This window comes from Pseudoroseicyclus sp. H15, from assembly GCF_054353345.1.
The window spans coordinates 313,600-332,734 of the sequence record NZ_JBTHJE010000005.1 but is presented as its reverse complement, the minus strand read 5'-3'; the positions used below and the strand labels follow the sequence as shown (position 1 = coordinate 332,734).

20 protein-coding genes are annotated in these 19,135 nt (G+C 67.5%); 11 read left to right on the top strand and 9 right to left on the bottom strand.

The genetic code is table 11. The annotated features are described in order from the left end of the window. Positions 1-22: 22 nt before the first annotated feature. On the bottom strand, positions 23-1,213 hold the full coding sequence (locus tag ACXN5S_RS12330; protein WP_458605731.1) for a hypothetical protein: 1,191 nt from the start codon (positions 1,211-1,213) through the stop codon (positions 23-25). Positions 1,214-1,422: 209 nt separating this feature from the next. On the opposite strand from ACXN5S_RS12330, the gene ACXN5S_RS12325 reads away from it, so the two are divergent. Genes ACXN5S_RS12325 through ACXN5S_RS12315 form a run of 3 tightly spaced genes read left to right on the top strand, consistent with a single transcriptional unit; the run spans position 1,423 to position 3,786 of the window. Next, positions 1,423-2,127 carry a DUF484 family protein gene (locus ACXN5S_RS12325; RefSeq protein WP_458605730.1) on the top strand — a complete coding sequence of 235 codons (705 nt, stop codon included), beginning with the start codon at positions 1,423-1,425 and terminating at the stop codon, positions 2,125-2,127. Continuing rightward, positions 2,124-3,044: a tyrosine recombinase XerC gene (locus ACXN5S_RS12320; RefSeq protein ID WP_458605729.1), complete on the top strand. Its 921-nt coding sequence runs from the start codon at positions 2,124-2,126 to the stop codon at positions 3,042-3,044. The genes ACXN5S_RS12325 and ACXN5S_RS12320 overlap by 4 nt, the downstream gene beginning before the upstream one ends. A 46-nt stretch (positions 3,045-3,090) precedes the next feature. Then, positions 3,091-3,786, top strand: a complete 696-nt coding sequence (locus ACXN5S_RS12315) for a CDP-alcohol phosphatidyltransferase family protein (RefSeq protein ID WP_458605728.1) — start codon at positions 3,091-3,093, stop codon at positions 3,784-3,786. Between the two features lie 33 nt (positions 3,787-3,819). Here the strand turns inward: ACXN5S_RS12315 and ACXN5S_RS12310 are convergent, their stop codons facing one another. From ACXN5S_RS12310 to ileS, 3 genes are read right to left on the bottom strand one after another with little or no spacing between them, the layout of a single operon-like run. After that, positions 3,820-4,287 (bottom strand): methylated-DNA--[protein]-cysteine S-methyltransferase, encoded by a 468-nt coding sequence (locus tag ACXN5S_RS12310; RefSeq protein ID WP_458605727.1) that lies wholly within the window; start codon positions 4,285-4,287, stop codon positions 3,820-3,822. After that, complete coding sequence (locus ACXN5S_RS12305) at positions 4,263-4,625, bottom strand: VOC family protein (RefSeq protein ID WP_458605726.1); 363 nt, start codon at positions 4,623-4,625, stop codon at positions 4,263-4,265. Before ACXN5S_RS12305 ends, ACXN5S_RS12310 begins: the two co-directional genes overlap by 25 nt. A gap of 33 nt (positions 4,626-4,658) precedes the next feature. Further along, positions 4,659-7,589, bottom strand: coding sequence for an isoleucine--tRNA ligase (gene ileS / locus ACXN5S_RS12300; protein WP_458605725.1), 2,931 nt, complete (start codon positions 7,587-7,589; stop codon positions 4,659-4,661). 178 nt (positions 7,590-7,767) lie between these two features. On the opposite strand from ileS, the gene ACXN5S_RS12295 reads away from it, so the two are divergent. Then, positions 7,768-8,979 (top strand): FAD-dependent oxidoreductase, encoded by a 1,212-nt coding sequence (locus ACXN5S_RS12295; RefSeq protein WP_458605724.1) that lies wholly within the window; start codon positions 7,768-7,770, stop codon positions 8,977-8,979. On the opposite strand, the gene ACXN5S_RS12290 is transcribed toward ACXN5S_RS12295, so the two are convergent. Beyond that, positions 8,940-9,734 carry an alpha/beta hydrolase gene (locus ACXN5S_RS12290; protein ID WP_458605723.1) on the bottom strand — a complete coding sequence of 265 codons (795 nt, stop codon included), beginning with the start codon at positions 9,732-9,734 and terminating at the stop codon, positions 8,940-8,942. The genes ACXN5S_RS12295 and ACXN5S_RS12290 overlap by 40 nt on opposite strands. Positions 9,735-9,925: 191 nt before the next feature. Between ACXN5S_RS12290 and ACXN5S_RS12285 the strand changes: the two genes are divergently transcribed. After that, on the top strand, positions 9,926-10,771 hold the full coding sequence (locus tag ACXN5S_RS12285; protein WP_458605722.1) for an alpha/beta hydrolase family protein: 846 nt from the start codon (positions 9,926-9,928) through the stop codon (positions 10,769-10,771). Between the two features lie 33 nt (positions 10,772-10,804). Here ACXN5S_RS12285 and ACXN5S_RS12280 read toward each other — a convergent pair whose 3' ends face one another. Next, the gene (locus ACXN5S_RS12280) at positions 10,805-11,218 is read right to left on the bottom strand and encodes an ACT domain-containing protein (RefSeq protein WP_458605721.1); all 414 of its coding nucleotides are present in this window, start codon (positions 11,216-11,218) and stop codon (positions 10,805-10,807) included. A 275-nt stretch (positions 11,219-11,493) separates the two neighbouring features. On the opposite strand from ACXN5S_RS12280, the gene ACXN5S_RS12275 reads away from it, so the two are divergent. Then, positions 11,494-11,952, top strand: a complete 459-nt coding sequence (locus ACXN5S_RS12275; RefSeq protein ID WP_458605720.1) for a GNAT family N-acetyltransferase — start codon at positions 11,494-11,496, stop codon at positions 11,950-11,952. A gap of 107 nt (positions 11,953-12,059) precedes the next feature. Here the strand turns inward: ACXN5S_RS12275 and groL are convergent, their stop codons facing one another. Further along, positions 12,060-13,703 (bottom strand): chaperonin GroEL, encoded by a 1,644-nt coding sequence (groL, locus tag ACXN5S_RS12270; protein ID WP_458605719.1) that lies wholly within the window; start codon positions 13,701-13,703, stop codon positions 12,060-12,062. Between the two features lie 91 nt (positions 13,704-13,794). Beyond that, positions 13,795-14,085: a co-chaperone GroES gene (locus tag ACXN5S_RS12265; protein WP_458605718.1), complete on the bottom strand. Its 291-nt coding sequence runs from the start codon at positions 14,083-14,085 to the stop codon at positions 13,795-13,797. A 314-nt stretch (positions 14,086-14,399) separates the two neighbouring features. Here ACXN5S_RS12265 and ACXN5S_RS12260 point away from each other — a divergent pair, with 314 nt between their 5' ends. From ACXN5S_RS12260 to ACXN5S_RS12240, 5 genes are all read left to right on the top strand, one after another. Then, complete coding sequence (locus tag ACXN5S_RS12260) at positions 14,400-14,585, top strand: hypothetical protein (RefSeq protein ID WP_458605717.1); 186 nt, start codon at positions 14,400-14,402, stop codon at positions 14,583-14,585. A 433-nt stretch (positions 14,586-15,018) separates the two neighbouring features. Beyond that, complete coding sequence (locus ACXN5S_RS12255; protein ID WP_458605716.1) at positions 15,019-15,162, top strand: hypothetical protein; 144 nt, start codon at positions 15,019-15,021, stop codon at positions 15,160-15,162. Between the two features lie 33 nt (positions 15,163-15,195). Beyond that, entirely contained in the window at positions 15,196-15,441 is a 246-nt protein-coding gene (locus ACXN5S_RS12250; protein WP_458605715.1) for a hypothetical protein, read from the top strand. 155 nt (positions 15,442-15,596) lie between these two features. After that, complete coding sequence (locus tag ACXN5S_RS12245) at positions 15,597-16,583, top strand: TraB/GumN family protein (RefSeq protein ID WP_458605714.1); 987 nt, start codon at positions 15,597-15,599, stop codon at positions 16,581-16,583. Positions 16,584-16,670: 87 nt separating this feature from the next. After that, positions 16,671-17,588: a manganese-dependent inorganic pyrophosphatase gene (locus tag ACXN5S_RS12240; RefSeq protein WP_458605713.1), complete on the top strand. Its 918-nt coding sequence runs from the start codon at positions 16,671-16,673 to the stop codon at positions 17,586-17,588. 254 nt (positions 17,589-17,842) lie between these two features. On the opposite strand, the gene ACXN5S_RS12235 is transcribed toward ACXN5S_RS12240, so the two are convergent. Further along, positions 17,843-19,027, bottom strand: a complete 1,185-nt coding sequence (locus ACXN5S_RS12235; RefSeq protein ID WP_458605712.1) for an MFS transporter — start codon at positions 19,025-19,027, stop codon at positions 17,843-17,845. Between the last annotated feature and the right edge of the window lie 108 nt (positions 19,028-19,135).

Genomic DNA, 19,135 nt, shown 5'->3' with positions numbered 1-19,135 from the left:
AAACCGGCGCCCAGCCCCCGCCCTATTCAACCGGCGTCCCCAGCCCCGTGATCGCGAGGCCCAGCAGGCAGAGCGCCCCCCAGGCCCAGGGCCAGATCCGCTGCCCCGCCCGGCGGGCCTCGACGGCGGCGATGGCGGCCTGCAGGGCGTAGTAGAGCGCGAAGGCGCGGCTGGCCCAGGTGATGATGACGAAAACGTCGAGCCACCATGTCAGCCCCAGCCCCGCCGCCACCAGCACCGCATAGGCCGGCCGGGGGGTGATGCGACCGCCCGTCAGTTCCTCCACCAGCCCCCCGGCGCCGGAGGTGTCGGCCACGGCGGCGGAGAATTGCGCCGCCAGCGCCGCTACCACCAACATCGGCGGCAGGATGGCCGCGATCTGGCGCAACATGCCGATGATCGCCGCCTCATCCACCTCGGCCACATGCGGCGCGAAGAGATAGGCGAAGAGCCCGATGTAGACGAGGTAGATCAGCGTCGCGACGATCTGCGCCAGCCGCATCGAGCGGATACGCCGGCGGGCATCGTATTCCTCGCTGAGGTAGCGCGAGGTCTCGAAGCCCTGCACCGTCACCAGCAACCCGAAGGCCAGGAACAGCGCATCGGCGCCATGCACGGCGACCGGGTTGATATACAGCCCCTCGCCCGTCGCATCGGCACCGAAGGCCCAGGCCAGCCCCACGAGCAGCCCCGCGATGATGGCCAGCTTCAGGCCGACGGCGACCTGCTCCATCCGTTCGAGGGCAGAGAAGCCCTTCAGCCAGCCGGTGGCGAGGATCAGCAGGAAGATGGCGCTGGTCACCAGCCGGGCTTCGACCTCGCCGCGCCATGGCGTCAGTTCCACCGCGAAGGCACCGAAGAGGTTGAGGTAATAGGCCACCGCGATGACATAGGCGAAGGCCAGCACCCATTGGCTGGCACCCTCAAGCGCTGCCACGCTGCGGCCCCTGTCCTTCACCGCCTCGATGCTGGCGATATTGGTGCGGATGGCCGAGCCGAAGGCCCAGGCTACCACGCAGAGCGCGGCCATCACCGCCGGCGCCCAGGCGCCGTATTCGGCGTTGAGCACCGGGCCGAGGATCAGAAAGCCCGAGCCGATGATCGAAGCCAGCGGCGTGACCGTGGCGCGCCAGAGCGGGGCGCGAAACACCCTCGGCCAGAGAAGGATACCGCCGGTGACAACCACGGCGACGACGATAAGGGCGTTTTCCATGGCGCGACGCTAGACCTTTGGTGGCGACCTTCAAGGCTGCGATTTCCATATGGAAATCGTGCCCGGAAACCATATGGTTTCCGCCCGCCCGCGCCCCGGTGTTCCGCGAAATCCATAGCCGGGGCAATCCTCCGCCTGCCAGGGCATTTTTCCCTCCCCCCGCCGGAGGCTCTGCTATGCTCGGTCAAAATCACCGCAACGAGTGAGACATGAGCAGCAATCCCCTTATGGAGGCCTCCCTTCGGGACCGCCTTCTCAAAGACCCTGACCTTCTTCTCGACGACAAGGAAATCATGCGCGCCCTCGTCGCCGCCAATGAGCGGCTGATGGGCGGCAATATCGTCGACATGCGCGGCATCGCGATGGAGCGGCTGGAGGCCCGGCTCGACCGGCTGGAAGACACGCACCGCTCGGTCATCGCGGCGGCCTACGAGAATCTCGCCGGCATGCAGCAGGTGCACCGCGCCGTGCTGGTGCTGCTGGAATCGCCGAAATTCGAGACCTTCCTGCACGATCTCGGCGGCGAAGTGGCCGAGATCCTGCAGATCGACAGCGTGCGCCTGATCCTCGAGACGGCGGCTGACGACAAGAGCGGCATCGACCAGCTCAGCGGCATCCTGCGCGTGGCAGAGCCGGGCTTCATCGAGCATTATCAGACGCTCGGCCGCGGCGGCGCGGCGCGGCGGGTGATCCTGCGCCAGTACCGGCCCGAGGACGGGCAAGTCTATGGCGAGAGCGCGCAATACATCCGCTCCGAGGCGCTGATCCGGCTCGATCTCGGCCATGGCCGCCTACCGGGGATGCTGGCGCTGGGGGCGGAAGACCCGCACCATTACGCGCCGCAGCAGGGCACCGATCTGCTCACCTTCTTCGGCAGCGTCTTCGAACGGGTCATGCGGCGCTTCTTGGCGTGATCGGGCTTTCCGACGGAGCCGCCGATGCGCTCAGCCGCTGGCTGGACGAGCAATCAGCCCTCGCCGGCGCCTCGGCCCATACCATCACGGCCTACCGCCGCGATGTCGCCGCGTTCCTTGGCTTCATGGGCGGGCACCATGGCGGGCCAATGGGCGTGGCAGCGATCGCCGGGATCACCATCTCCGACATGCGGGCCTTTCTGGCGGCGGAGCGGGGGCGCGGCCTGTCGCCGCGCTCGCTGGCCCGGCGGCTGTCGGCCATCAAGAGCTTCTGCCGCTGGCTGGCCGACCGTGAGGGCTTTGAGCCCACCGCCGTGCTCGCCGCACGGGCGCCCAAGTTCCGCAAGACGCTGCCCCGCCCGCTCAGCGAAGACGCCGCTGCCACTTTGATCGACACGGTCGAGCTGCAGTCGGTGGAAGGCTGGCAGGCGGCGCGCGACGTCGCCGTCGTCACCCTGCTCTACGGCTGCGGGCTGCGGATCGGCGAGGCGCTCTCGCTCAAGGGCCGCGATGCGCCGCTGCCCGAAGTGCTGCGCATCTTCGGCAAGGGCGGAAAGGAGCGGCTGGTACCGGTGCTGCCAGAGGCGCGGCTGGCGGTACAGGACTACCTCGCCGTCTGCCCCCACCCGAAGGAAGGCGATGCCCCGCTCTTTCGCGGCGCCCGGGGCGGGCCGCTTTCGCCCCGCCAGGTGCAGAAGGCGACCGAGAAAGCGCGCCTGCAGCTCGGCCTGCCAGCCAGTGCCACGCCGCATGCGCTGCGCCATTCCTTCGCCACCCATCTGCTTGCGGCGGGCGGCGACCTGCGCGCCATTCAGGAGCTTCTGGGCCACGCCTCGCTTTCCACAACCGAGGGCTACACGGCAGTCGACGAGTCGCGGCTGATGCGCATCTATGAGGCGGCGCACCCGCGGGCGTGACCTCTGGCGCCTTGCCCCATGGCGCCGGCTCGTTCATGAACGCCCCATGACGATCAAGACCAAAGCCCTTTTCGTACACCTGTTCACTGCCACCGGCGCCGTTTTCGCCATGCTCTCGATGCTGGCCGCGGTCGAGAGCGACTGGCAGATGATGTTCTTCTGGCTCGTCGTGGCCTTCTTCGTCGATGGCATCGATGGGCCCCTCGCCCGCCGCTACCACGTGAAAAAGAACGCGCCGATCTTCGACGGGGTGCTGCTCGACCTGATTATCGATTATCTCACCTATGTCTTCGTGCCGGCCTATGCCCTGTTCAAATCGGGCCTGCTGCCGGGCTGGACGGGGTGGATCGGCATCATCCTCATCACCTATGCCTCGGCGATGTATTTCGCCGACAGCCGCATGAAGACGAAGGATTATTCCTTCTCCGGCTTCCCCGGCTGCTTCAACATGGTGGTGCTCGTGCTCTTCGCGCTGAAGCCGGATTTCTGGGTGATCCTCGGGCTGGTGACGATCCTGTCCGTCGCGATGTTCCTTCCCATCAAGTTCGTCCACCCGGTGCGCACGGCGCGCTGGCGGATGGTGACGCTGCCCATGGCGCTGGCGTGGACAGGCTTCGCTCTCTGGGCGGTGCTGGTGGATTTCCACCCCGAGAGCTGGGCGCATCTGGGGCTGGTGATCACCTCGGTCTACCTGCTCTGCGCCGGCGCCGCGCAGCAGATCGCCTACGGCAAGGACGGCTGAGGCGGCGGGGCTCACCTCCGTCATCCACCGCACTCAGATCAGCAACCCGCCAGCCCCTTCGAGGCGCAGGAGCGCCACCTTCGTCTCCACCCCGCCCGCGCCGGAATAGCCGCCGAGGCCGTTTGCGCCGAGCACCCGGTGGCAGGGCACGAAGATCGGCAGAGTGTTCGCCCCGCAAGCCTGGCCGGCCGCCTGGGCCGAGACGCCCAAGTCCGCCGCCATCTCGCCATAGCGCCGGGTCTCTCCATAGGGGATCGCGAGCAGCGCGGCGCGAAAGCGGGCGGCGAAGCCCTCCCCCGCGGCTATCGGCAGGTCGAACTTCTGGCGCTCGCCGGCCAGATAGGCGCCGAGCTGGCCCAGCGCTTCGTCCGCCAGCCCGCCTTCGGGCGTCGGGGCGGCGCCCCAGCCCGAGGCGGTGAGTTCGCCGTCGGTCACCTCGACCCAGACAGGGCCGAGAGCGGTGTCGGCGCCGGCCCTCAGACCTCGCGCGCCACGTACCATTGCGTGCCATCGGGGCTGCGGAAGCCGCCGCGGCGGTCGCCGTCGCCCTTCTCCATCATCGGCTGCAGCTCTTCGGCGCCCGCCTTCATCGCCCGGCCAAAGGCGGCATCGGGGTCGGCCATGTAGAGATGGAGCACGGCGGGCGGCCCGTCGTAATCGCTGACCATCAGCACCGTGTCGCCGATACGGCATTCGCCGTGCATGATGCGCCCGCCATCTTCCATGACGCGCAGGCGCTCGGCGCCGAAGACCTCCTCGCAGAATGCCAGGAATCCGCGCGCGTCAGGCACGTAGAGATAGGGGGCGAGGTCGGTATATCCGTCGGGCTTGTAGCGCATGGGGCCGAGCTTGCGCCCGGCCCCGGCTTTCCGTCAAGCGGGCACGTTCAGCTCGGTCAGCGCCTCGTCGCAGCGACCGCAGACGCCGGTATGCGAATGGCTGCCGACATCGGGCAGGATCTTCCAGCAGCGCTGGCATTTCTCGCCTTCCGCCCGCTCGAAGACGACGCCGATCCCCTCGACCTCCGGCATGCGGAAGGCTTCGGCCGGGGCGGGATCGGTGGAGATCTCGATGCCCGAGGTGATGCAAAGATCGTCGAAGGGCACGCTCTTCAGCGCCTCCGCCGTCGCCTCGTCGACATGCACCACAGGAGCCGCTTCGAGGCTGGCACCGATGGTCTTCTCGCGACGCGCCACTTCCAGCGCGCCGGTGACGACGCGGCGGGCGCGGCGGATGGCGGCCCATTTCTCGGCGAGCTTGTCGTCGCGCCAGCTCGCCGGCGTCTCCGGCATATCCACGAGGTGCACGGAGCTCTCGTCGCCCGGGAAGCGCTCCAGCCAGACCTCTTCCATCGTGAAGACGAGGATCGGCGCGAGCCAGGTCGTCAGCCGGTGGAAGAGCAGGTCGAGCACCGTGCGGGCGGCGCGGCGGCGGTTGGTGTCGCCGTCGCAATAAAGCGCGTCCTTGCGGATGTCGAAATAGACCGAGCTGAGGTCGATGGTGGCGAAATGGAAGACCGCCTGCCAGACACCTTGGAAGTCGAACGTTCGGTAGCCCTCGCGCACCTGCGCGTCGAGCTCGGCGAGGCGGTGCAGCACCCAGCGCTCCAGCTCGGGCATGTCCTCGGGCGCCACGCGATCTTCCTCGCGGAAATCGCCGAGCGAGCCGAGGAGGAAGCGCACGGTGTTGCGGAGGCGCCGGTAGCTGTCGGCCACGCCTTTCAGGATCTCCGGCCCGATGCGCTGATCGGCGGTGTAATCCGTCTGCGCGACCCAGAGGCGCAGGATGTCGGCGCCGTATTGCTTGGTCACATCGTCGGGCGCGATGGTGTTGCCCAGCGACTTCGACATCTTGTTGCCCTTGGCATCGAGCGTGAAGCCGGCGGTGACGACCTTGCGGTAGGGCGCGCGGCCGATGGTGCCGCAGGCCTGCAGCAGCGACGAGTGGAACCAGCCGCGATGCTGGTCGGTGCCTTCGAGATAGACATCGGCGATGCCGTCCTCGGTGCCATCGGCGCGGTCACGCAGCACGAAGGCGTGGGTGGAGCCGGAATCGAACCAGACGTCGAGGATGTCGAAGACCTGCTCGTAATCCTTCGGGTCGACCTCGCCGGCGAGGAAGCGCTCCTTCGCGCCCTCCTTGTACCACGCATCGGCCCCCTCGGCCTCGAAGGCCTCCACGATGCGCTGGTTGACCGTCTCCGACCGCAGCAGGAAATCCGGCTGGTCGGGCGTGGCGCCGATCTTGACGAAGCAGGTCAGCGGCACGCCCCACGCGCGCTGGCGCGACAGCACCCAGTCGGGACGCGCCTCCATCATCGAATGCAGGCGGTTGCGGCCTGATCGGGGCGTCCACTCCACCTTGTCGATGGCGGTGAGCGCCCGCTTGCGGATCGTCTCGCCCAGCGCGTCCTGCCCGTCGCCGACAGGGCGGTCGATGGCGGCGAACCATTGCGGCGTGTTGCGATAGATCAGCGGCGCCTTGGAGCGCCAGCTATGCGGGTAGCTGTGCTTGATCTTGCCGCGCGCGAGCAGGCCGCCATGGGCGACGAGCGTGTCGATGACGGCCTTGTTGGCGTCGCCCTCCTTGCCGTTCTCCTTGAGAATGCGGCGGCCGCCGAAGAGCGGCAGGTCGGCGCGGTAGGAGCCATCGGGCAGGACATTGTAGGTGATGACCTGCTCGAGCATCCCGAGGTCGCGGTAGAGCTCGAACTCCTCCATCCCGTGCGACGGCGCGCAATGCACGAAGCCCGTGCCCTCTTCATCGGTGACGAAGGGGGCGGCGCGGAAGTCGCGCGGCGCGTCCCACTCGCCCTCGGCGCCTTCGACGCCGGCCAGGGGGTGGGCGAGGCTCATCTGCTCCAGCGCCTCGACAGGCACGTCGGCCACGCGGCGCCACTGGCCCTCTTCCAGCCGGGCGCGGGCGAAGACGTCCGCCGCCAGCTTGTCGGCGAGCAGGAACTTGTCGCCCGGGGCCGCCCAGCATTGCTCGGGCGTCTCGGTGACCTCGTAGAGCCCGTAGGAGAAGTCGGCGCCGTAGACGACGGCCTTGTTGGAGGGGATCGTCCAGGGCGTCGTCGTCCAGATCACGACATTGGCGCCGTCGAACTCGGTGCCCTCCATGCCGAGCACCTTGAACTTCACCCAGATCGTGAAGCTCTCCTTGTCGTGGTACTCCACCTCGGCCTCGGCCAGCGCCGTCTCCTCGATGGGCGACCACATGACCGGCTTGCTGCCCTGGTAGAGCGTGCCGTTCATCAGGAACTTCATGAATTCCTCGGCGATGACCCGCTCGGCATGGAAATCCATGGTGAGATAGGGCTCGGCCCAGTTGCCGGTGATGCCGAGGCGCTGGAATTCATCGCGCTGCACGTCCACCCAGCCGGCGGCAAAGTCGCGGCATTCCTGCCGGAACTCGAGAACGGGAACATCGTCCTTGTCCTTGCCCTGCTGGCGGTACTTCTCTTCGATCTTCCACTCGATCGGCAGGCCGTGACAATCCCAGCCGGGGATGTAGCGGCTGTCATGCCCCATCATCTGGTGCGAGCGGACGACCATGTCCTTCAGCGTCTTGTTGAGCGCGTGGCCGATGTGGAGATGGCCGTTGGCGTAGGGAGGGCCATCGTGGAGCGTGAAGGGCGGGCGGCCCTCCTTCTCGCGCAGGCGGTCATAGACGCCGATCTGTTGCCAGCGCTCCAGCCACTCAGGCTCGCGCTTGGGAAGGCCGGCCCGCATGGGGAAGTCGGTTTTGGGAAGGTTCAGCGTGTCCTTGTACTCGGGCACGGTCACGTCGTCGGCGCACATCGGATGCGGCTCCTCGTGGAAATCGTTCGGATGGGGGAATAGTGTGCGTCGCGACGGCGCGCAACGTCTTGCCCGGCGGCTCTGGCTCAGAGCGCCGGGGTGCTAATTCGAAGGGCGCCGAGATGTGCCATGGGCCGGCTTATAGGTCCGGCGCGCCAAGGGGTAAAGGGACCGGCGAATGAGGATCGCGATTGCGGGCGCCGGTATCGGCGGGCTGGCGGCAGCAGCGCTTCTGGCGCAGGCCGGGCACGAGGTGACCCTCTACGACCGCTTCACAGCGCCCGCGCCGGTGGGCTCGGGTCTGGTGATCCAACCGGTGGGCCTTGAGGTGCTCGCACTGACCGGCGCGGCAGAGGCGGCGCTGGCGCAGGGGCGGCGGCTGACGCGGCTGCAGGGCCGCGAGGCCGCCTCGGGCCGCCGTGTGCTGGACGTGGGCTACGGGCGGGTGCCGGGGTTGGCGATCCAGCGGGCGAGCCTTTTCGATGCGCTCCTCGCCGCGGCGCTGGCGGCCGGCGCCAGGCTGGTGCCTGGGGCAGAAGTGACAGGTTCAGAGGTGACGGGCGCAGAGGCCGGCTGGCTGGCGCTCACCGGCGAGCGGCGAGAGGGCCCGTTCGAGCTGATCGTCGATGCCGCCGGCGCCCGCTCCCCCCTGTCGCCGCTCAAGGCCCGGCCCCTGCCCTTTGGTGCGCTCTGGGCCACGGTCGATTGGCCTGAGGGCTCGCCCCTGCCCCGCGACGCCCTCAGCCAGCGCTACCGCCGCGCCGACCGGATGGTGGGCGTGCTGCCCGTCGGCACCCCGCCCGGCGCGGCCGGTCAGAAGGCCACGATCTTCTGGTCGCTGCCGGCGACAGGCCATGCCGACTGGCTTGCCGCCGGCCTGCCCGCCTGGAGGGCGGAGGCCACGGCGCTCTGGCCCGACTTTGCCCCCTTCGCCGCTCAGGTGAGCGCGCCCGAGCAGATGGTCTTCGCGCGCTACAGCCACGGCCAGCTCCTGCGGCCTTACGGGCCGGGGCTCGTGCATATCGGCGACGCCGCGCATCGCACCTCGCCGCAGCTCGGACAGGGGGCAAACATGGCGCTGCTCGACGCTTTGGCCCTCACGCGCGCGCTGGAGAGGGCGACCGGCGAGGCGGCTCTGCGCCTCTACGCCCGCGCCCGCCGAGCGCACGTGCTGGCCTATCAGACGATGAGCGCCGCCTTCACCCCGCAATACCAGAGCGGCAGCCGGGTGCTGCCGGTGCTCCGCGATCACCTGCTGGCGCCACTCTCCTTCGTGCCGCCGCTGCCGATGATCCTGACACGGCTGGTCGCCGGGAAGCTGGTGCCGCCGCTGGGGAGCCTCGGGCGCCCTCAGTCACCGAAGAGCAGGTCGACCGCTGTCAGATCGTGATCGAAGGCGCCTGTGGAGAGGAAGGCCTCGACCTGCGCGATGACCATCGGGTTGTTCATCAGGAAGGTATGGCTAACGGGCATCACGATGAAATCGGTCTGCCCCGGCAGCCGGGCGGAATCGACCGAAACCTTGCCGTCATCCGGCCCGTCGATCAGCGCTGAGGAGAAGGGGTTAAGCGAGCCCGTGCCCGCGATCACCCCCACGGCGTAATCGGGCGGCGGCAGGCGGTTGGGCAGGGCATTGGCATCGGTGCCCAGCTCCTGCCCCGCCGGCCCGTAGATCCAGTCGAACAGTGCCAGATCGTCGAACGTATCCACCAGCTCCGAGCCGCCGTTCGGCGGCGCGAGCATCACGACGCGGCCTAGCCGGGGCAGATCGTGTCGCGCCAGCCAGAGCCGGGTGATGATGCCGCCCATCGAATGGGTGACGATGTCGATCCGCTCAGCATCGCCGCAGGCGTCAATATCGCGCGGCATGATCTTCTCCGACAGATCCTCGATCGGCGCCTCGGTGGAGGGGTAGCCGTTGTTGACGACGCTGTAGCCCTCGCGCTCCAGCATCTCCTGCATGACGAGGAAGCTCTGCTCGCCCCGGGCCAGCCCGTGCAGCAGGATCACGCATTCCTGCCCCGGCTCCATCGGCGCCAGGGTGGGCCGCTCGACCGGGCGCGGCGACGTTTCCGCCAGCGCAAGGCCGGCAGTGAAGAGCAGGGCGACAAGGGCCGAACGGAAGAGGCGGCGGGAGCTGTTCATGCAGAATATCTAGCGCTGGTTTTTCATGGCACTAGCCTCACTCTAGCGCGACCTTGCGTCCATCCCGCAAGACCCCCGGCCAGCCGCGGCCACTGACGCTGCGGCATCGTGCCACGCGCTGCGCAGCGTTGCGGCGGCAGTCTGGCCGCGCTCTATTCGCCGCAAGACATTAACAAATGGAGACCTTCGCCATGAAGCTTGCCCTCACCGCCCTGCCCCTCGCCCTGGCCGCCCTCGCGCAGCCTGCTTTTGCCGAGATCACCTCGGAGGATGTGATGATCGAGGGCAGCGAGCGCACGATCCCCGCCACCATCACCCTGCCCGAGGGCGACGGCCCCTTCCCCTTCGTCGTGATGTTCCACGGCACCGGCTCTGACCGCCACGAAGCCGGCGGCGGCTATGACATTCTCGCCCCGCGCCTTGCCGAGGCCGGCATCGCCTCCGCCCGGTTCGACTTCGCCGGCAATGGCGACAGCCCGGTGGATTACATCGAATACACCCCGAACAGCGGCCTCACCGATGGCGCCGATGTCATGGCCTACATGCAAGGGCTGGAGCAGATCGCCCCCGAACGGCTCGGCGTGATGGGCTGGAGCCAGGGCGGCATGATCGCCATGATGGCCGCCGCCCGGTGGCCTCAGGTGGAAAGCCTCGTCACCTGGGCCGGGGTGATGGACATGAGCCATTCGATGGACGAGCTCTACGACGAGGCGCAGGCCAACGGCTCTGCCGTGATGGAGTTCGACTGGCGTGAGCCGCTCAACCTTTCCGCCGAGTGGTTCGATGAGGTCCGCGCGCTCGATCTGGCCTCTGAGCTCGGCAATTTCGACGGGCCGGTGCTGGCGATCAACGGGGCGGAGGACACCGTCGTCGACCCCGCGACGGCCGATGAGATCGTCGCTGCCGCCGGCTCTGACCGGGCCGAGGTGCAGATCATCGAAGGCGGCGATCACACGTTCCAGATCTTCTCGGGCGACATGACCGTGTTTGACGAGCTCTCCGATATGACCGTGAGCTGGTTCGCCGACACGCTCTGATGCACCGCCGGCCGGCCGCCCCGGGGCGGCCGGTCAGGCCTGGGCTCGGGCCTGCAGGGCCTCCAGCGCAGCCACCGCCCGCTCCGCCTCGGCCTCCGGCACGAAGACATGATCGTGGTGCCTGGCGGCGACAACATTGGCCGGAATACCGGCCTCGGCCAGCGCGCCCGCCACTGCGGCCGTCAGGCCCACACCCTCCAGCGATGAGAAGACCTCCAGGGTGATCTGCCGCATGGCTGGTGTGGTGGACAGGCCCAGCTCTTCCGCCTGTGGCACGGGCAGGATCAGCGACATCCCCTCCGCCTCGGCGAAGAGACCGCGCGCATGCGGCAGCGCGGTGCCCAGCGCATGCGGATCGGTGATCGTGCAGAAGACGAAGGTGCCGGGCAGCAGGCGGGGTGTCATGCCCGCGATCATCTCGGCTTCGTCGGTGATGGGCTGAGTCATGGCGCGAGGCTAGGGGGCGGTGAGCCGGATGTCACGCCATGCTTCCGCGGGGCGATTGGTCGTACGCGCCACTGGGTGCCTTCGACCTGACGTTCGGCGGGACCCGTCACCACCCCAAGGGTCTGTTTCAATGATTGAGCAAGGCAATCGAGCGGACTAGAACAGCTCCGCCACCAAAGGAGATTGATGCACAGAGGCCTCGATTGACCGCGCATAGCGGCATCGCACCGGCACATCGCTGCCGGCCCTTTTTGCATAATTTCTGTGGAGTTCTCATGGAGAACGTAGACGTGACGATCCGGCCCTTCGATGCTGCGGCGGATCTGAAGACCCTCTCAAACATCTGGTTCGAAGCCTCCCTGCGGGCCCACCCCTTCATCGGAGAGAAACGGCTGACCAAACAGCGCCGGCTGATCGAAGATGAGTACCTTCCGAAGGCGGAGACGTCTGTCGCCTGTCTCGCCGAGGGGCCCGTTGGCTTCATCAGCCTGCTGGGCACCTTCGTCGGTGGGATCTTCGTCGCGCCAGGCCGGCAGGGTCTGGGCCTTGGGCGCAAGCTGATCGCACATGCGCTGGCTCGGAAAGGCGAGCTGACCCTTGAGGTCTATACGGCCAACGAGCAGGCCGTCCGCTTTTACGACGAGCTTGGATTCCGGGAGGTCTCGCGGCGCGACGTCGACGATTTTGGCTTTCCCTTCCCGAACGCGACTCTGCGGCTGACGAGCAAAGACTAGCGCCGGCAGGGGCGTCCGCATCCAATTGCGCACGACGCTGCACCCCAAACACAGAAAGGGGCGCCCCGAGAGGCGCCCTTCCCTTAAGTCCCGAATGACGGGGCAGCTTACATCATGCCGCCCATGCCACCCATGCCGCCCATGTCGGGGGCGCCGCCGTTGCCGCCGTCTTTCGACGGCTTGTCGGCAACCATGGCTTCGGTGGTGATGAGCAGACCGGCGATGGAGGCCGCATCCTCAAGCGCGGTGCGCACGACCTTCGCGGGATCGATGACGCCGAACTTGAACATGTCGCCATATTCTTCGGTCTGGGCGTTGAAGCCGAACTTCAGATCGCTCGACTCGCGCACCTTGCCGGCCACGACCGACCCGTCGACGCCCGCGTTCTGGGCGATCTGGCGAAGCGGCGCTTCGAGGGCGCGGCGCACGATCTTGATGCCGGCGTCCTGGTCGGCGTTCTCGCCGGCGAGGCCGTCAAGCGACTTGGCTCCTTGCACGAGGGCGACGCCACCGCCAACCACGATGCCTTCCTGAACGGCGGCACGGGTGGCGTTGAGCGCGTCATCGACGCGGTCCTTGCGTTCTTTCACTTCGACTTCGGTCATGCCGCCGACGCGGATGACGGCAACACCGCCGGCCAGCTTGGCCACGCGCTCTTGCAGCTTCTCGCGGTCGTAGTCCGAGGTGGTGTCCTCGATCTGCTGACGGATCTGGGCCACGCGGGCTTCGATCTCGGCCTTCTCGCCATGGCCGTCGACGATGGTGGTCTCGTCCTTGGTGATGGCGATGCGCTTGGCGGATCCGAGCATGTCGAGCGTGACATTCTCGAGCTTCATGCCAAGATCTTCGGAGATGACCTGGCCGCCGGTGAGGATCGCGATGTCCTGCAGCATGGCCTTGCGACGGTCACCGAAGCCCGGCGCCTTGACGGCGGCGATCTTCAGGCCACCGCGCAGCTTGTTCACGACGAGCGTCGGCAGGGCTTCGCCCTCGACGTCTTCGGCGATGATCAGCAGCGGCTTGCCCGACTGGATGACGGCTTCGAGCAGGGGAACCATCGGCTGCAGCGACGAGAGCTTCTTCTCGTGCAGCAGGATCATGGCGTCTTCCAGCTCGACAGTCATCTTGTCGGTGTTGGTGACGAAGTAGGGGGAGAGGAAGCCGCGGTCGAACTGCATGCCTTCGACGACTTCGGTCTCGGTCTCGAGGCCCTTGTTCTCTTCGACGGTGATGACACCCTCGTTGCCGACCTTCTGCATCGCGTCAGCGATCTGGCGGCCGATTTCCTTCTCGCCGTTGGCGGAGATGGTGCCGACCTGGGCGACTTCGTCGCTGTCGTTGACCGGGCGGGCGGCGGCCTTGATGGCCTCGACGACCTTGGCGGTGGCCATGTCGATGCCGCGCTTGAGGTCCATCGGGTTCATGCCGGCGGCAACCGACTTCATGCCCTCTTTCACGATCGCCTGAGCGAGAACCGTGGCGGTGGTGGTCCCGTCGCCGGCCTCGTCATTGGTGCGGGAAGCGACTTCCTTCACCATCTGGGCGCCCATGTTCTCGAACTTGTCCTCGAGCTCGATCTCCTTGGCGACCGTCACACCGTCTTTGGTGATGCGCGGGGCGCCGAAGCTCTTGTCGATGACAACGTTCCGGCCCTTGGGGCCGAGGGTCACCTTCACCGCGTCGGCGAGGATGTTGACACCCTTGAGCATGCGATTGCGGGCGTCGGTATCGAAACGTACGTCCTTAGCCATGTGGCTTGCTCCTTAAAGTCTGTGTTGTGCTGTAAACTGGCCGGGCCGGGCCGGCGCCGCGCGCTTGGCGAGCTGGGGCCGGCCGCGCGGCTCAGTCGGTGATGATGCCGAGGATGTCGCTCTCTTTCATGATGAGCAGATCCTCACCGGCCACCGTAACTTCGGTGCCCGACCACTTGCCGAACAGCACGCGGTCGCCGGCTTTCACGCCCATCTCGATGAGCTCGCCGGAATCCTTGCGGGCGCCTTCGCCGCACGCGACGATCTCGCCCTCGGCCGGCTTTTCCTTGGCGCTGTCGGGAATGATCAGCCCGCCCTTGGTCTTTTCTTCTGATTCGACGCGGCGAACCAGCACTCGGTCGTGCAGCGGCTTGAATGCCATCTTTGCAGCTCCCTGGCTCAAAGTTTCGTCCCAAGAGGCCCCCGCCCGGGCCATCTTGGCCCGCGCTGTGAGCGCCCCTTTAGCACTCGATGTAGGTGAGTGCTAACAATGGGGCAGATAGTCAGAGGACCGGGCTTAGTCAAGGCTGCAGATGGGGTATCGCGCGCCCGATTGCAAACGGATCGGGCGAGCCCTAAGGCTGCGCCTACCGCCGGGAGAGTTGCACGATGAGCCATCGCAGCATCCGCTAACGCCGGATCGCCATGCCTCCGGCCGTCTGGCCGCATCCCCCTTCGATCAGCAGGATCATCCCCATGCCAAAGAGCAAATCTCCCCGCGCCAAATCGCCCAAATCGGGCAAGCCCCAGGGCGCCGCGTCCGCCGCCAAGACACCGGCGCGACCCTCGCGCGTACCGCAGGGTCTGCCCACCCAGGGCGGCAAGGGCCGCGGCGGCGCCTATCAGCCGCAGCCGCCGCGCCCGGCCACCAGCAAAGACTGAACGAACGGAGGGGGCGGCCTCGCGCCCCCTCCCCGTCTGGCGCCGCCTCTGTGGCCTGGCGGCCATAGCTGTCGAAATCGTGTTTTTGACGCATTTAGAGGGTTGGCCGAATCACCTCCCCCGGCTATCTGCCGCGCAACGTCACATCCCGACGGAGGGCTCGCATATGATCAGGACTTACCTCATCGCGTCGTAAAGACGTCGCCAGCCCCACCGGGAGCTGATCGCTCCCCCATTTCCAACATTTGCCCGCATCGGCGCTACCGGCCCCAGGCCGTTTGTTGCCGCCAGTCGACTTGCGCCCTTTTGCGCCGGTCATGCGGCCCCGTTTCCTCATCTTCCGGCGCCGGAGCGCGCCGAAAGCCGGGGCAGCCATGCCTCATCACCCCCCAGGGGCCTATTTCGGCTCCGCAAACCTGAAAGGACGACAGGAATGCTCAACCCAACCTTCATCAGCGCCATCCGGCGCGCCGCAAAGGGCGCCATCCACCTCACCGATTGCTTCTGGTCAGAGCGTCCGCATGGCGCGGCCGCCGAATGGCCCGAACCTGAGATTTGTAAACACCGGCTGAACTGAAAATCACGCCGGAGGACATTCAAGGATACCAAGATGTTTCCTCCTATTCCTACGCTGCCCGCAGGTGTCTCGCGGGCCGATGTCTACCCCACCCAAGAGCGGCGCCATGTGCGCCGGTCGGCGCCGGAGCGGCTGCAATTCGAACCGCAGATCCCCGGTGCTCCTGTCGTCCCCCTTCTGCCTCTGGTGGATCTGCCGGCGCCCGAGCCGGCAAAGCCCCGGCGGCAGGGCTGGCTGCTTCGCTTCTGGCGCGGGCCGGCCTTCGCTCCTCAGATCTGATGGAGATCTGAGTGACCAACCCGGCGGGGCCGGCACCGGAATTGCCCGGTGCCGGCCCCGCCACCCCTCCCGCAGGCGTGAAGCCTCGGGCGCCGCGCCAGACTTCCGCAATCGCCTCAAGCTGCTAAGCAGAGTTGACCCAAAGGGAGACCCGCATGCGCCGCATCCTGACCACTCTGACGCTTCTCACCGGCCTCGCCGCCGCGCCGCTTCATGCCGCCTGCACCGCGCCGAGCCTGCTGGAGACGATGGATGCAGGTGACCGTGCCCGGCTGACGCAGATGGCGGCGGGAGAGGTCCACGGTGAAGGGGTTCTCTGGCAGGCCGAAAAGGACGGGCGCACCATCGTGCTCGCCGGCACGATGCACCTGCCCGACCCGCGGACCGACCCTGTCTTCTCCCGCATCGCCGATGCCATGCAGAGCGCCGATGTCGCCCTCTTCGAGATGACCCGCGCCGAAGAGGCGCAGATGACCGCCGCCCTCACCGACGACCCGCAGCGCATGCTCATCACCGAAGGCCCCGATCTGCGCGCCCGCCTCGATGCCGAAACCTGGCGCGTGCTGGCCCAGGCCGCCCGCGCCCGCGGCATCCCGCCCGCCTTCGCCGCCAAGGTGCAGCCGTGGTTTCTGGTGCTCACCCTCTCTGCCCCGCCCTGTCTGGCCGCCAACGCGATCGATTCCACGCTCGATCACCGGCTGATGGACAGGGCCACCGCCAATGGCGCCGAGGTTCGCGCGCTGGAGCCGTGGGACACGCTGCTCACCATCGTCGAGGCCGCCGACGCCCAGGACGAGCTCGACATGCTGCGCCTCTCGCTGCAATCGCCCGAGCTGCAGGAGCAGGTCTTCAACGCTGTGATGGATCTCTATTTCGACGAGCGCATCAGCGAGATCATGGCGCTCACCGCCATCGCCGCCGAGCTGTCGCCGGGCGTTGATGTGGACGAGGCGATGCAGATCAACGACATGGCCGAAGAGGCGCTGCTCTACGGGCGCAACGATGCCTGGATGCCAGTGATCCTGCAGGCCGCCGCCCAGAACGACGAGACCTTCGTCGCCGTCGGCGCCGCGCATCTGCCGGGCGAGCGCGGGCTGCTGGGCCAGCTCGAAGCGGCCGGCTGGGCGATCTCGCCGCGCTAGGAAAAACGCGCCCGATCCCGGCGTGACACGAGGGAAAGCCGCCCCTATAAGGCGCGCGACCTCCCAACCCTATCCGCAGGATCGCCCATGACCACGCTCGTATTCGGCCACAAATCGCCCGACACGGATTCCACCGGCTCGCCCCTCATCTGGGCCTGGTACCTGTCGGCCCATCGCGAAACGCCGGCCGAGGCGCGCCTGCTCGGCAAGCCCAACACCGAGGCCGCCTTCGTGCTGCAGCGCTGGGGCTTCGACGAGCCGCCGCTGCTGGAAGGCATGGACGGCCATGACATCGTCATCGTCGACACCAACAACCCGGCCGAGCTGCCCCAGGGCATCAACGATGCCAGCCTCGTGCAGATCATCGACCACCACAAGCTGACCGGCGGCATCGAGACGAAGGCCCCCATCGACATCACCATCAAGCCGCTCGCCTGCACGGCCACCATCATGCACAACCTGATGGGCCCCAATGCCGGCGACATGCCCGAGGGCATCAAGGGGCTGGTGCTGTCGTGCATCCTCTCCGACACGCTGGAATTCCGCTCGCCGACGACGACCGAGCAGGACAAGTCCCTGGCCGAGAAGCTCGCGGCTGAGTTGGGCGTGAACATCTCGGACTATGCCTCGGAGATGTTCGCGGCGAAATCCGACGTCTCCGCCTTCTCCGATGCCGAGCTGCTGCGCATGGACAGTAAGGAATACGAGGTCGACGGCACCTCCTTCCGCGTCAGCGTGCTCGAGACGACCTCGCCGGACACCGTGCTGTCGCGCAAGTCCTCGCTGATGGAGACGATGCCCACCGTCGCCAGCGAAGACGGCGTCGACCAGGTGTTGCTCTTCGTCGTCGACATCCTGCGCGAAGAGGCAACGCTGCTGGTGCCGAACGATCTGGTCAAAGGCGTGGCCGAGAAGAGCTTCGGTGCGAGCGTTGCGGGCGACAGCGTGGTGCTGCCCGGAGTCATGAGCCGCAAGAAGCAGATCATCCCCGCGCTGAAGGTCTGAGGGATCGGGGCGGCGCTGCTGCCCCCTCGGCGCTAGAGACTTGGGGCGGGGGTTAATTCCCGCCCCTTTTCCATTCCGGCGCTCCAACTTCAGGAGACGCCTGCCCACGGCGACTAGCTCACACGCCGTGGGGTGGCGTCACAACGGCACCGCTACCCTACTGTATGCCGGCCAAACCCCTCCCAGCGGAGAGCTAAGCGCTGCCTTCATCAGAGCGCCAGCCCGCCGGGACGGGACGGAGCGGGAAGGTCGCCTCAGGCCGCCGCCAGCGCAGGCCCACGCTCGCGGAAGGTCACCAGCACCAGCACCGCCATCGCTGCCAGCACCACGGCCATCACCTCGAAGGTGCCGGAGTAGCCGAAGGCGTCGATCAGCGGCTGGCTGACCAGCGGCGAGAGGAACTGGCCGAGGAACACGCTCGTCGTCACCGCGCCAGAGGCGAGGCCGCGCCGATGCGCCGGCACCACATCGAGCGCGATCGACAGGAAGGTGGGCCACACCAGCCCCGCCGCGAGGCCAAGCAGTACACCCGCCGCCATCACCAGCCCATAGCCTTGCGCGAAGCCGAACAGCGCGAAGCCGCAGGCGAAGAGCGCAAAGCCCAGCGTCGGCGTCAGCGCCCGGCCCAACCTTGCCCTCACCCGACCGTAGGCCAGCGACGACAGCCCGCCGAAGAGCGTGACCATGGCCACCACCTTGGCCGCCGCCGCCGGCTCGTCATGGCCGAGCGTGGTGAGGTAGTAGGGCAGCTGCGTCGGCAGCATGTAGAAGGCCACGAAGTTCAGCCCCGCCAGCAGGATCACGACTGCCAGCAGCATGACCCAGCCGCGCTGGCCGGCATCCGCCGGGTCCGCCCGCTCCTGCACCTCGCCCTTCGGCGGCTCGGTCAGCGCCATCCAGAGGAAGGGCAGATAGACCAGCCCGATCAGGTAGATGACGAAGGGCGCAAACGGCGACATGCCCGCCAACGCGCCCGCGATGAGCAGGAAGACGAAGCCCGAGAAGTTGGTCGCCGCGATCTGCACGCCCATGAACTGGCCACGCTTTTCGCCATGGAAGTAATCGCCGATCAGCGCCGTCTGCGCCGTCATGATCAGCGCCACGCCCAGGCCCAGCACCAGTCGGCTGGCGAGGATCAGCGGCAGCGTCGGCAGCCAAAGCCCGCCGGAGCCGGCCACGGCGAAGAGCGCGATGCCGATCAGGAGTTGCCGTTTGCGGCCGAAGCGGTCGGCCATCATGCCGGCGAAGGGCGCGAAGATCGCCACCAGCAGCGACGGCGCGGTGACGAGCAGGCGGGCCATCAGATCGGCATTCGGCGTCTCGGCGAAGCGGGCGCCGATGCCGGGCAGCGAGGGGCTGATGATCTGGTTCGACAGAATGGTCAGCGTCGCCGCCAGAAGCAGGGCGACAGCGCGGCGGTCGCGCAGAAGAGAGAGCATGCAGAAGGGCTTTCGAAAACGGCAGCACCGCCCTGCCCCGCCCCTCTGCATGTTCGCGAGAGCGAGCAGTCTGGATGGCTGGATGGCTGGACCGGAGCGGCCGGGAGG

Excerpts from the sequence above, each read along its gene's own strand:
- ACXN5S_RS12325 (WP_458605730.1), top strand. The coding sequence starts at position 1,423 with ATGAGCAGCAATCCCCTTATGGAGGCCTCCCTTCGGGACCGCCTTCTC.
- ACXN5S_RS12280 (WP_458605721.1), bottom strand. The coding sequence starts at position 11,218 with ATGACTCAGCCCATCACCGACGAAGCCGAGATGATCGCGGGCATGACA.
- ACXN5S_RS12240 (WP_458605713.1), top strand. The coding sequence starts at position 16,671 with ATGACCACGCTCGTATTCGGCCACAAATCGCCCGACACGGATTCCACC.
- ACXN5S_RS12295 (WP_458605724.1), top strand. The coding sequence starts at position 7,768 with ATGAGGATCGCGATTGCGGGCGCCGGTATCGGCGGGCTGGCGGCAGCA.
- ACXN5S_RS12275 (WP_458605720.1), top strand. The coding sequence starts at position 11,494 with ATGGAGAACGTAGACGTGACGATCCGGCCCTTCGATGCTGCGGCGGAT.
- ACXN5S_RS12250 (WP_458605715.1), top strand. The coding sequence starts at position 15,196 with ATGTTTCCTCCTATTCCTACGCTGCCCGCAGGTGTCTCGCGGGCCGAT.
- ACXN5S_RS12310 (WP_458605727.1), bottom strand. The coding sequence starts at position 4,287 with ATGGTACGTGGCGCGCGAGGTCTGAGGGCCGGCGCCGACACCGCTCTC.
- ACXN5S_RS12290 (WP_458605723.1), bottom strand. The coding sequence starts at position 9,734 with ATGAACAGCTCCCGCCGCCTCTTCCGTTCGGCCCTTGTCGCCCTGCTC.
- ileS (WP_458605725.1), bottom strand. The coding sequence starts at position 7,589 with ATGTGCGCCGACGACGTGACCGTGCCCGAGTACAAGGACACGCTGAAC.
- ACXN5S_RS12245 (WP_458605714.1), top strand. The coding sequence starts at position 15,597 with ATGCGCCGCATCCTGACCACTCTGACGCTTCTCACCGGCCTCGCCGCC.
- groL (WP_458605719.1), bottom strand. The coding sequence starts at position 13,703 with ATGGCTAAGGACGTACGTTTCGATACCGACGCCCGCAATCGCATGCTC.
- ACXN5S_RS12255 (WP_458605716.1), top strand. The coding sequence starts at position 15,019 with ATGCTCAACCCAACCTTCATCAGCGCCATCCGGCGCGCCGCAAAGGGC.
- ACXN5S_RS12235 (WP_458605712.1), bottom strand. The coding sequence starts at position 19,027 with ATGCTCTCTCTTCTGCGCGACCGCCGCGCTGTCGCCCTGCTTCTGGCG.
- ACXN5S_RS12285 (WP_458605722.1), top strand. The coding sequence starts at position 9,926 with ATGAAGCTTGCCCTCACCGCCCTGCCCCTCGCCCTGGCCGCCCTCGCG.
- ACXN5S_RS12315 (WP_458605728.1), top strand. The coding sequence starts at position 3,091 with ATGACGATCAAGACCAAAGCCCTTTTCGTACACCTGTTCACTGCCACC.
- ACXN5S_RS12265 (WP_458605718.1), bottom strand. The coding sequence starts at position 14,085 with ATGGCATTCAAGCCGCTGCACGACCGAGTGCTGGTTCGCCGCGTCGAA.
- ACXN5S_RS12330 (WP_458605731.1), bottom strand. The coding sequence starts at position 1,213 with ATGGAAAACGCCCTTATCGTCGTCGCCGTGGTTGTCACCGGCGGTATC.
- ACXN5S_RS12260 (WP_458605717.1), top strand. The coding sequence starts at position 14,400 with ATGCCAAAGAGCAAATCTCCCCGCGCCAAATCGCCCAAATCGGGCAAG.
- ACXN5S_RS12305 (WP_458605726.1), bottom strand. The coding sequence starts at position 4,625 with ATGCGCTACAAGCCCGACGGATATACCGACCTCGCCCCCTATCTCTAC.